The organism is Rickettsia argasii T170-B (genome assembly GCF_000965185.1).
Classification (GTDB): domain Bacteria; phylum Pseudomonadota; class Alphaproteobacteria; order Rickettsiales; family Rickettsiaceae; genus Rickettsia; species Rickettsia rickettsii.
In genome coordinates this window covers 1-12,119 of sequence record NZ_LAOQ01000010.1, presented here as the reverse complement: position 1 = coordinate 12,119, position 12,119 = coordinate 1, and the positions used below count along the sequence as shown (strand labels likewise).

Below are 12,119 nucleotides of genomic sequence, written 5' to 3'. Positions count from 1 at the left end.
ATTAGGAGTACTAGTTATAAATAACCAACCCTTGTCCGCAGTAAACCACTTTCTAATACTAAAACTACCATCAGGCTTTAAATGTTGCAACACTTCAATATTTTTACTAATAGTTGCTTGAATACCTGAGGAAGTCTCAGGGGCACTACTGCTAATTATACCGGCTACTGCACTATTTTTAAAGATCCTAACAAATTCCTTATTATTTGCATAAAGAATAGTATTTATTAGCTTTTTGATGTCTTTACTATCCTGATATAATCTTAATCCTTCAGCTAATACTAGCTCAGCACTTTTAGCAAAAAAGTCATCTAATTTTGGATTATAATTACTAAAGTTACTTGCCATATCATTATAATCCCAAATTTCATGACAATCATTCCACGGTAGCCATGCTGAACTATTCTCTTGCAAAGGATTCAGTATCTTATCACATTTTGGATCAAAAAATCTATCAGTAAAGCTACCTGTTAAATCAACAATTATTGCTCTACCACCTTCTTTTTTAATTTGAGGTAATAGCTCATTTAACATGTTAGTTTTACCGCTACCTGTAGTACCGGTAATAAGAATATGTCTCCTTTCACTATTTTTAACTAATGGCAACCCAGAAAAGCAAATATTAGCAGCTTGTTTGTTTTTATAAAGCATTTTTGCTAAAGTACCTGCTTCTACAAAATCTGCTCCCCTGATCTTATCTTGAATAACAGCTTTTTTACCTCGATACATAAAAAAGATGATAGCAGTAAACAGACCAATAGTAAAAGTAATAATACCTTCTTGCCAAGCTGAATGCAATAAAAATTGCCCAAATTTATTGATATTATGCGAATGCTGTGTAACATGCCAAAATTTATGAACAAATTCTTCAGCATTACGGTAAACCCAAGCTTTTTGCTCTAAATAATAGAATTGAATACTTATTTGATCTATAGGATAAAAATATTCTCCTATAGCAAGTTTTAATTGTACGTATCGTTCTATGATAAAATAATATAGACTTATCAAAGATAATTTCTGAAATGTACGAAACATCAACCACACTACAACAGATACCAAGCCAATCATTAAAGCATTAATACTGCCTTGCCCAAGCATTCTCATCTGATGAGCAAAAATCTGAGAACCACGAGTAAAATTATTTTGATTTTGTTGCATCCAATTACAAATTATCTTGCATTATCTTTAATTTTTCTTCAAACTCGTCAGCCATAAGATCATTACCTAATTTTCTTAAAGCTTTAATTATTGCTTCATATTCTTCTATAAGATTAGGTTTGTATTTAAGAGCTAAATTAAAATTTTCCTTAGCTTCTTTATGTTTACCTAAATTAACTAAAACAATACCTTTTTCTAAGTAACTTTCAGCATAATCAGATTTATACTTAATAGCTAAGTCGTAGCTCTTAATTGCTTCTTCATATTTACCTAATTTTTTAAAAGATACTCCTTTTTCTAAGTATGATGCTATATAATTAGGATCATATTCGATTGCTAAATCACAATTTTCTATTGCTTCATGATGTTTTTTTAATATGTTTAAAGAGATAGCCTTGTTATAGTATGCTTCTACACAATTGGGCTGATATTTAATGGCTATATTACAGTTTTCAATTGCTTCTTGATATTTTCCTAAGTTTATTAAAGCTGCACCTTTATTGTTGTAAGCATCTGCATAATCAGATTTATATTTAATAGCTAAATCATAGTTTTCTATCGCTTCCTGATGTTGCCATAAAGACATCAAAGATATTCCTTTGTTGTAATAAGCTTCCGGATATCTAGGATTATATTTAAGAGCAGTATCAAAATTTTCTATTGCATTTTGGTATTCTCCTAAGTCATTTAATGCACTACCTTTATTATTATAAGCTGCTGCAAAGTCTTGCTTATTTTTTATAGCGAGGTTGTATGATATTATTGCCTCACGATGCTTTCCTATTGTGCATAATACATTTGCTTTGTTATTATATGCTTCTGCAAAACTAGAATCATACTTAATAGTTAAGTCATAATTGTCTATTGCTTCTTGGTATTGTTTTAATGTATTTAAAGTCATGCCTTTATTGTTATAGCATTTAGCACAATCAGTTTTATATTTAATGGCTAAATTATAATTTTTAATTGCTTCTTCATATTTACCTAATTTATAAAGAGATCTTCCAATATTAAAATACTCTTCTGCTAAAATATTGGGATCTTGAATCTTGCTTTGTGGATCTATTGGTTGTGGTTTTTCATTAACAATACTAGTGGTATTTTCTGCAAAAGCACGGCTAAAAAATATTAATGGTAAGATAAATATGAATGCTAATTTTTTGATATTTTGTATAGATTTCTTTTTAATTATTTTCATTTTTATAGCCTGGTAGTTTAATATTTCTTTTCTTTATCGCCTTATCGCTAATGCCAATATTATCTGCTATTTGCTGGCCAGTTCTTATAATCGTTGATTTAGGAGTTTTATTAAATTCATCTTCAAGTTGTTCCCTCTTATATTTTACTTTATCAGATAACTGCTCTAGAGTATTTACTTTTTCTACTTCATTATTATCTGTACTTTGAATAAGCATTTGTTCTATACTTGTATCATAAATATCATTTTTTCTATCATCAATACTACTAATAGCAGCTTGATCATTTAACTGTTTAGTTTTTTTATCAAAACTTGATCGCAAGCTTTCTTTAGATGGAATATTGATGTTACTTACTGAGCTTAAGTTTTGCGGTATAGTATTATTAATTTTAGCTATGTTTAAAGCTATTTGTTCAGCTTCTTGTTGATGAGTACTCGCCCACATAGCAGCCTGCTCTTTACTACTTACTCCAGGGATATTTTTGGCAATTATGCTATTTAATACCGGCTCATTTAAATTGCGATCAATAGAAGCGGAGTTTTGAGACACGTAATTCATATTATAGCTTAATTGCTCGATATTTTGTTTAGTTCTTGCTATTTCTTGCCCTACAGACTGTTGCTCAGAAAAATTATTATTTAGATTATTACTAAGTGAATGCAGATCACTATTTGTGTGACCTAATCTGCCATCTTTAGTAGCACTTTTAATCTTGGACAATGCTTCATTATATGATTGCTGTTGGTTAACAGATTTACCTTGATCTTGTTCTTGATCATTACGTGATGCAACTTTTGTTCCTCCCAGACTAGGAATATTTAAACCTATATCGGCACTAGTACCAGTTCCTTTTTTATTGCTACTACCTGTATGATCAGTAGCAGCGATGCTATCTGAATTCATCTGTTGCAAGGCTAGATACTGGCTATCAGTAATACCTATAGATTTTGCTTCTTCATAGCTTAATCTTTTACCTATTTCAGTTGCTATAGAATTTCCTGTAGTAGTTAAATCACTATACCTGTTATTTAATGAGTCAAGATAACTTTGTGAGCTCATAAACTGACTTTGATAACTATCTTGCAATAATTTAGAGGAGCGGTAATTGTTAACAAGTGAGTCTACTGCCTCAGTTAGTACTTGTCTACCGTTATAAGTACTAGTCACTCTCATTCCTCCATCATCAATAATTCCTCCGGCTAACTGCAGAGTTGGGGTAAGATTTTGTTGAGCAATTGTTTTATTACCGATGCTATAATTATCCATAGAAAGGTTATTATCAGCAATATTAGTACCAATATTACTTGCAACAGGTACTGGAGAAAATTGATTAGCCAAAGTAGTAGTTGCATGGGCACAAGCCTTTAATACTGCCCAGGATAACATCGGAACTGAAGCTGCTAACATCTGAAACGTTGCAAACTCATGCAACAGAATTTCTGAAAAACTCCCCTGCGATAAGATATTTAAACCAGTAAGGTGATTCACGCCTTTACCGGCTAGGCTAATCATGCCTAAACAATGAATCACGGTAAAAAATACTGGCCAACTAGTTACCCAAATAATCAAGGTTATCCAGGTTTTAAAGATAGTATAACCGCCTGGCAGCATCGACATTGGAAATACTACAAAAATAAGACAAATCACCAAGGCAAAAAATACTGATTGTAAGATAGGCATTATATTTGCTGCCATCTCTCCTGCAACCAGGTAAGAAAATGATTGCTGAAATAATCCACGGGTAGCATTCATACTAACTAACTGAGGATATATTCTAGAAAGTGAGAATTTTTCTCGCAAGTCATCATAAGCTTCACGATTAGCATTAAGCAGCATTGCTTGCCTCATCCACTGGTGAATATCTGTTTGCTCTTTTTTCAGATATTTTAGCGTGTCAGAGTCATAGTTTTAATCTCTCGCTAAATCTCTTGCTACGAGCTAATCCTATATATTTGCAAATTGAGTAAAACCATCATTTAATTCTTTATTAATGCTGCCTTAATTAAAGGAGTTACCTGCCTGCAGGTTTTAAAAGAAATAGCAGAATTACTTGGATCTTTATAGTAAATGCCAAAATTATTAGGCATATTTTGTTCGATAAAAGCCATTATATCACTGGCTCTTTGTGCTTCTGCTTTTTTACCTAAAATATTGCCGATGATGTAAGGTTTCATAAAACATTGTCTTAAGAATTCTTTTGTGTTGGTTAAAGTTACTGGATCCTCTATTTGAATATCTTTGATTTTACCAATAGCTTTTGCCCCAAACATAATCCCATTCTTCCTGCTTGATAACCCTTCATCAGGTGGAAGTAAATGCTTTTCGAGCGTCTCTGATAAGGAATAACTTATTTTTGATGATACTGACGCAAATAAAGCAACACCTATTGGAATATTATCAATTTTCACAGGAACCTGCATTGATATTTCATCCTTAAGCCATACATTTGCTTTTGGAGCAAATAAAAAGATAAAAATAAATAAGGATGGAAAAAACCACTCCATGGCAAAAATACCAATATTACCTCTAAAAATAGCACGAGTTGCTGCCCAAATACCACCAATTGTCAAAGCAAATTTACCTACCGGTGTAAAATACTCACTATTTGAGGCAAATACTCTTCCTATACCATTAAAAACTTGCCATAATATATCTCCTCCACCAAATGTATGTATTACGTAATCTGTCATATTCTTTTTATTTTTTATCTGCTTTGTGCTTATTTTGGTACTTGTGCTTATCTGCTTGCTAATTTAATTTATAATTAATTTTTAAGCCTTCTCTTTGGCGATTAAATGTTGTTCTATTAATCTTGCTCTTCGCTCTATTTGATCGCTGTTTGTTAGCATATTACTCCATTTCTCCTGAGCAAGAAGTTGTACTCGATCTAAAGCTTTTAAGTAGGCAGTTAAATGATGATCTGCTACTTGCTTTGATTTGAGCATGGTAACTGCTTTTCTTACCTCTGAGATTACCTCCTTTAAATGCTGCAGCACACTTAACTGGCAACTAATTCTGAAGAACTATCTAAAATAGTTACTCCAGATATTGCCTCTAAAGTAATATAATCATATATTGGAAATGCTTCCCCTATTGAAGATAGGAAAGTAATATCGGCATTATTAAATTCATTATTACTTGCAAGTTTGCTCTTTAATTCATCTAGCTTGGTTTTAGCCTTGCCTTGATATGATTGCTCTGGAACAATAGTAATATTATGTCTTAGAGCTGGATTTAAACAATGAATATTATCACAAGTATAAATTGAAGCAGACTCTCCGCCTTTTAAATGAGTAATCCAGCTTTTTTCATCTTGAGCAAGTGATTCAAAGAAATATACATTATCATCTCGAACTATTATAGTTCCAGTCATTGACATGATGGCATTTCTCATATCCCCAGGTATTCCTATTTTGTCTGCTGCTTTAGTGAAAATATTATAATTTGTCAGCATTAATTCTGGATCTTTATTTTGGGCTCTAGCTAAAGCTTGCTTCTGCTCTAAATCACTACGACATTTTTTGCCGGCAGCAAAATAATCCAAACCAGAGCTGGATTGTAAATCTTTGCAAACTGATTCTCTCATGGCTGAATCTTTAGGCAAAATGGAAGCAAAAAGAGCCTTAGTCATTTCACAATCTCCCTTAGCAAATTGATTCATTTCCATAGCAAGATTTTTTAAATCTTTTAAGGCATTTTCTATTTGCGGAGCAAAGGTCTTAAGGCCCAATGAAAATACATAAGCTTTTGCTTGCGAGCCTATATTTTTCATCAGCTGGACTAGCTCATCTCCTGAAATAATCGAAAAACTACCAAGATAAGAATCAATACCGCTACAGCTCATGTTTAACGAGGGAGGAGTAATAGAAATCGGATTGAAAGATGTTTTATTAGTTCTGATAGATAACCCTCCTGCCGCATAATAGCCAGCAGCTTGAGATTGATATGAACCAGGTTTCGTTACATTAACACTCATCCCTTCAAATACATCCTGTAAATCCCAAGCATAAGATATTGTGGCTTGTAACAATAAAACTATCATGAGAATATGCATCACATGCTTTATGTAGATCACTCTTCTAAACTTATTGTTACCAATCATAATCACTAACCTTTAGTCCATTATAGTGCTGAACTATCAATAAAATATTTTTAGCAATTTATCTTCATTAATAATTCCTCTTGCAACTGGATATATTTGTTTGCCACTGCTATCCACTAAATACAATACCGGAACAAAATTTGTAGGATTAAGACGACTGAGCAACCCAGTATCCCTAGTAGTTTTTATATGTTCAAAATTTTCTCCATCATTGGAGACAAATAACAGCTGAAATTTATATTTATTGGCAAATTCTAGTACAATGGGAGTAAATGCATGACAATACTCACATCCTTGATTTACTTGCAGAATTAATCCCCAATCCTTAGCTAACAATCTTAGTTTTTTGCTGTTTTCTTCTTCTTGCCTTACTTCATATAATTTTTTATGTAAGGAATTTACTGGTTCATCCATGTTTACTAGCTTGTAATCTAATATCGTTGCTAGTTGCCACATGGTAGCAAATTTATGTGATTTTTCTAAAATTTGTTTATGTAACCTTTGAGCAATAATGACATTTTCAAGCGTTGGATTATCAAGAGCTTGACGCTGAGCTCTATTAAATTCCTTCTTTAAAGCTTCTATCCTTTGATCATAAGGCTCAAGTTCTGGCTTTTGATTTTTTTTATCTTGAGAAAATTTTAATATTTCTGGCTTGTAAGCATGATCCTCGTTATACCATAAAAACCCTTGAGGTTGTTGCCAAAACTGATTATTTACATTAAACCTGATCATTTCATTTTTATTACTACTATCTAACTCCATAGTACCAGCAAATGCATGATTTGCCCAATCATTGATTAATAACCATAAATTAATTACTAGTAATGTAATGGCTAGTAATGATTTATTTGCTATGTTTACCAGCCACTTCATTATTTTAATAGGATAAATTTGAATCAGTATGATTATTATTAAATCTTTGTTGTTGTATTATAGGCATCTGGTTTTTTAGTTGTTGTGGAAAACTCTTATTCATTTTACTTTTAGCATGATCAAGTAAATCACTAAATAACTCCTCTAAATCAAACTTAGAAAAATCTATTCTTTGCAGCTCTTCTACTGTAAACCCCCTGCAATTAGCATGTTGTGCCGTACCAAAACTAATAGCTAATTGTTTTTTGCCTTGTTCTTGAAATACTCTTGCAAGTTTTGAATTAAAACAACAATAAGTAGATTTTTTAGTAATACATGTCTTAAATATTTTATCTTTCTTAGCACAATATGTACCAACATAGTAGCACTGACCTTTTGCTTTTTTTAAGGCTAAGGCTTTTTCTTCTGCACTGCACCTACTTAATCCTAAATCCTTGCCCCAGCCTTTAAACCCAGAACAACAATTAAGAAAATTACCAATATTTACTTTGCGGCAACTGCTGGCATGCCCTTTAAATACTGAAATCGGATTTGTTTGCATATCTTTTTTCATTTCATTTAACATCGCTAAATACCCAACATTCCCCATATCAGTATTAGTCACAATAGTTGCAGTATGACAATCCCCTCCTAAACAAAACATTTGTGATCCTGCTATAGAAGAGCTAAGCTCTTTTTTCTGGGCTATACATATGTAATCTCGCCTCCACTGCAAACAAATACTCGCAGATTGTTTAACGCAATTACTTCTTGTTAATTCACAGCATTGCTGCTTTAAATGATGACACCCATCTTTTGGCTCACTACTACATTGATAGTTAATTTGCTCGCTCCAACATGGGCGATTAACATTGTATTGATTAAAAAATAATTTATTACCAGATTCAAGACATGTCCGTTTTATTTCATGGCATTCATTTTCCTCAACCAAAGCTTCTGAAAGCTCATTTACTATTTGGAAGTATTCACCTTTTTCTCTAAATTCCTTGATTTTATCACGATATTTATAAGTAAAAACATATCTATCCCACTTAACTATATCTCTATCCCAGCCTTCAGTTAATGCTCCTTCTCCTTGAGGAGAAATGCCGATATATGTATCAATGTGATCAAGAGAAGTATTTAACTTACCGGCAATTACTGCTCTTACATCAAGCATTATAGCTTGATTATTATGCATATGCATGCTGTATATTGTTTTACGCTTACCAAAACTTCTTTTCTTTTTCCAAAAGACAGGATAAAGCCAGTGACGATGGCTATTACTTATCTCAAGGCCTAAAAATGCTATTGCTTTATCCTGCCAATCTCCCCATTTATCTATTAATTCAGCATCTAGTATGAGATTCCTGATGATATCTACTTCAAATTCTACTCCTTCGCTGCAACTCTTAGTAATTTTAGTCTTAATTACTTTTTCACTAGCATTAAGTGCAGTCCCTTCAGTATGACTTAATGGATCTGCCTCAATCTTAGCTGAATTACTAAATTAATGGATTTTGAGTATTAAGGTCGTATTCTTGAGAAGCATCTATTTTTTTAAGCTCACTTTGTTGTAGTAATTGACCTGCTGAACTATTATTTAACATTTGACTACCTTGCTTTGTTAAATCTTGATCACTCATATTACTTAAATTTGAAATTCTACGTCTTTATCAAATATTACTTTATTGCCCATTTGATCAGGATTGCCAAGCCTGATACTATTTTCATATTGTTTAGCCCTATTATAACTATCTTGAATGTTAGCAATTGCATTAAAACTGAACAATACAATAATTATTGATAAAAACGTGAACCTCATGAATTTTCTTTGTTCATAATTTCTAATGCATCATGTAATGATATGTGACCGGTTAGTTTTTTCACTCCCTTGTCTTCACTATTCACTATTATTGCCGGTACAGAAGTAATTTGATATTTCTCAAATAGATTTGGATTAATATCAAAACTAATACCAATCTCATCAGCTTGTGCTTTAGTATCTAAAAAAGAATTATTTTTTAGACCTCGCATTACAAGTTTTGCTCCCGCTCGTTCTGCTGCAACATAATAACTCTTTAATGCTGAATCAGGCATTGAAAATGAGATAAAAATGTAGATTTGATTATATGTTTTAGGCTGTATTATCTCCTGTAATAATTCTTCTTGCTCTGCCAAAACATTTGTGCTACCTAAAATTAGTAAACTAGTTAAAATTATTGTTTTTAGGTTAAATTGCATACTTCTCAATTTTATAAAAATTTTACAAATCAAAATAAACAGCAACTGCGTTTACGCCAGATCAAATAACCAAAATCCTCACCTTTAACCGGGAATTCGCATGCACCCTGCCAGCTTATTTCAGTCTCACCAATCTTTTTACAAGAATGCACCTCTGGTATAGGGTAAGTCATCTGCAGTCTATATTGGCTCTTCTTGATTATTGGCATTGGATATTTACCACATAATCCGCTACTCCCCATATATCCCCATAATAACAACTCTCTATGTAACTTAGCCATAAATTTAGCAACTATTAATGCAGAAGTTCCAACTCCGCCATTATGAGAGCTAGTTGTACCGGTAAAGGGATAAAGAGAACCTTGACAGCCACAGCACCAAAACATTGCATCGTTAGAAAGATTACCAGAACTAGAGCTAATGCAATCAGCTATGCAAGCTGACCCAGCTGCAATACTTCCAAATAATAAACTTTCAGGATTTAATATAGCAACCTTATTATCATCTCCCCATAATGGATCAAATTCAGTTAAATATGCTATATCTACTTGTGACATCTCTAAACAGGCAAAATCAAGTAAGATCTCAAGCCAGTAAATAACCGGATATATATACCAGTGAACATGATAAAAGCTACTTCCCTCTATGTCATCCTTAACACCTTTTTGCATGCTGGTACCAAGATTAATGCCTCCAAGGCTTACCATACACATCGGAGATTTAGTTACATCCACCAGTCTTACCGGCTCCCAAAATCCAATTGGAATACCGGGAACCGGCATCGGAATCGAAGGCTTAGGGCAAAAACAAACAATTTGCCTTGGGTTATTAGTATCAGCCATAGAACTTGATACAATTTTTACTCCTCCGATAGTAATTGGAAATAAACATTTCCAGCAAACATCAGTGATTGGATTTACAAACCTGCCTACGCAGCCAATCGATGCATAACTATAATTACCAAGCAAAATAATTATAATAAACATTATTAATTTCATTATTACTTGTGTATTTTAGAAGTTATTAAATCTGTATTTGCTTGATAAACTATCTTTGGTTGCTCTGCTATCATATTATTTTTCTCACCTGCGATTAGATATACTACTTCTCCACTAGATTTTACTATTGCTTGCACCCGACCTTGTAATACATGATCTATTATCTTTTCTAAATTTTTCTTTGCTTCTGGTAATTGCCACTTCTTCATACATTACCTCCGGATTTTATCATTTGTTATTCACACCTTAATTTTTACTTAAATACTATAATATTTCAATTAATCTTGATTTCGCTAATTTTAAGTAATTTGCCTTCCTGCCAGGCAATAGCCGGCACTGCTTTTATTTTAAAACGAGTAGTAAGCATTCCACCTTGATCAAAAAATACTTGCTTGTTTAGTTCCTGCCTCAATTCTATAGGATTTCCTTTGGTTAGAACTAATCTTCCTATTTGTAATTTAGCCCACTTAATCTGCTGCTTATCATCTCCATCAATAAATATTAATGGTTCTCCCCAGCTTATTTTCTCTAAAGGATTTACACTTGTTCCAGCTTTTACTATGATATTTCCCGCTTGATCTTTTATATCTGTCTTTTGTATAAAGCTCGGATCATAGTGCCAATTTCGGTTTATGCTTGTTTTTGCTAAAGCTAAGATAGCAGTTGGTCTAGAAATTTTTTGCTGTACTTTATTTTTAAATTCTTCTTGCATTTTCTCTAAAATGCCATTTTGTTTTGCTATTTTGAGCCTCGCCATAATTATCTCTAGTAAAGATTTTTCAATAATTGGAAATACATGACCTCTAACACCATAATCTAATATTTTACTGCTTTTACTTTTTCCAAGCTTATTAACACCATCTGCATTAACATTACTAACTTGCAATATAGCTAAAAATAAAATAAAAAAGCTGATTACAATAATTTTTAGAGCTAAATATCTTCCCATATTTTCTAATCACTTTAAACTAAGCCTCTCTCGTCCAATATATTATTGATGGCATCTGTAACGCTCATTCCTGCAATCATTCTATCTTCTAAAGCCCTATAATCCCTAGCATTAGTAGATGTTAGCATCAGAGTAAATGGATCTAACATTAATCTTGCTACAACTCCGTTAACACTTGGTCCATAAATCGCTGTTTCACTATAATGCGGTGGATTTGAGTGAATTGATTGCAGTAAATTTAGCTTCCAATCCTCATCAACAAAACCTGCAAGTTTGGGGTTTGCTCTCATTGCTTTAAAGCTTTCAGGATTTTGCTTTAAAATGACTTTATGTGATGAGTTCTCAAAAGCTTTTTCAGCAGCTGAGCCTGCTTCCCTGAAGTAATCAGTTAATTGCTGAGTAGCAAGCGTTATTGAGCCGTTGTATTTTCTTGCAATTCTACCTGCTTCTTCAATAAATTCTCCAGATCTCTTGCCAGATAGTAATTTCCATGCTTCATCAATCATGATTAGGAAGGGACGCTTCCTATCACCTTTAACCATGCTCTGGTTAATATGAACAATCATGATTTGTACAATTACTGCAAGTAGTGCTGGGCTACTACGAAGATGATC

The 12,119-nt window shown here is 32.7% G+C and carries 9 protein-coding genes and 3 pseudogenes; all 12 read right to left on the bottom strand.

What is annotated here, in order from left to right; genetic code table 11:
- Positions 1–1,158 (bottom strand): type IV secretion system DNA-binding domain-containing protein (locus tag RAT170B_RS07255; RefSeq protein WP_045806016.1); only part of this gene is annotated, 1,158 nt, incomplete at its 3' end.
- A gap of 4 nt (positions 1,159–1,162) precedes the next feature.
- On the bottom strand, positions 1,163–2,356 hold the full coding sequence (locus RAT170B_RS07250; protein ID WP_045806015.1) for a tetratricopeptide repeat protein: 1,194 nt from the start codon (positions 2,354–2,356) through the stop codon (positions 1,163–1,165).
- Positions 2,343–5,047: pseudogene (locus RAT170B_RS07245) on the bottom strand (conjugal transfer protein TraG N-terminal domain-containing protein). The gene RAT170B_RS07250 and the pseudogene RAT170B_RS07245 overlap by 14 nt, the downstream one beginning before the upstream one ends.
- Before the next feature lie 81 nt (positions 5,048–5,128).
- A pseudogene (locus tag RAT170B_RS07240) lies at positions 5,129–6,459 on the bottom strand (conjugal transfer protein TraH).
- A pseudogene (locus RAT170B_RS07235) lies at positions 6,449–7,338 on the bottom strand (conjugal transfer protein TraF). The pseudogenes RAT170B_RS07240 and RAT170B_RS07235 overlap by 11 nt, the downstream one beginning before the upstream one ends.
- Before the next feature lies 1 nt (position 7,339).
- On the bottom strand, positions 7,340–8,515 hold the full coding sequence (gene traN, locus RAT170B_RS07230) for a conjugal transfer protein TraN (RefSeq protein WP_261368780.1): 1,176 nt from the start codon (positions 8,513–8,515) through the stop codon (positions 7,340–7,342).
- Between the two features lie 304 nt (positions 8,516–8,819).
- Entirely contained in the window at positions 8,820–8,960 is a 141-nt protein-coding gene (locus RAT170B_RS11875) for a hypothetical protein (protein ID WP_261368779.1), read from the bottom strand.
- Between the two features lie 175 nt (positions 8,961–9,135).
- Positions 9,136–9,558 carry a type-F conjugative transfer system pilin assembly protein TrbC gene (trbC, locus tag RAT170B_RS07225; protein WP_045806018.1) on the bottom strand — a complete coding sequence of 141 codons (423 nt, stop codon included), beginning with the start codon at positions 9,556–9,558 and terminating at the stop codon, positions 9,136–9,138.
- Positions 9,559–9,587: 29 nt separating this feature from the next.
- Positions 9,588–10,556, bottom strand: a complete 969-nt coding sequence (gene traU / locus RAT170B_RS07220) for a conjugal transfer pilus assembly protein TraU (RefSeq protein WP_045806014.1) — start codon at positions 10,554–10,556, stop codon at positions 9,588–9,590.
- Positions 10,557–10,558: 2 nt separating this feature from the next.
- Entirely contained in the window at positions 10,559–10,765 is a 207-nt protein-coding gene (locus RAT170B_RS07215; RefSeq protein ID WP_045806013.1) for a type II toxin-antitoxin system prevent-host-death family antitoxin, read from the bottom strand.
- A gap of 65 nt (positions 10,766–10,830) precedes the next feature.
- On the bottom strand, positions 10,831–11,505 hold the full coding sequence (gene traW / locus RAT170B_RS07210) for a type-F conjugative transfer system protein TraW (RefSeq protein ID WP_045806012.1): 675 nt from the start codon (positions 11,503–11,505) through the stop codon (positions 10,831–10,833).
- A gap of 14 nt (positions 11,506–11,519) precedes the next feature.
- A partial coding sequence (locus tag RAT170B_RS09285; RefSeq protein ID WP_409994164.1) for an ATP-binding protein occupies positions 11,520–12,119 on the bottom strand: 600 nt, incomplete at its 5' end.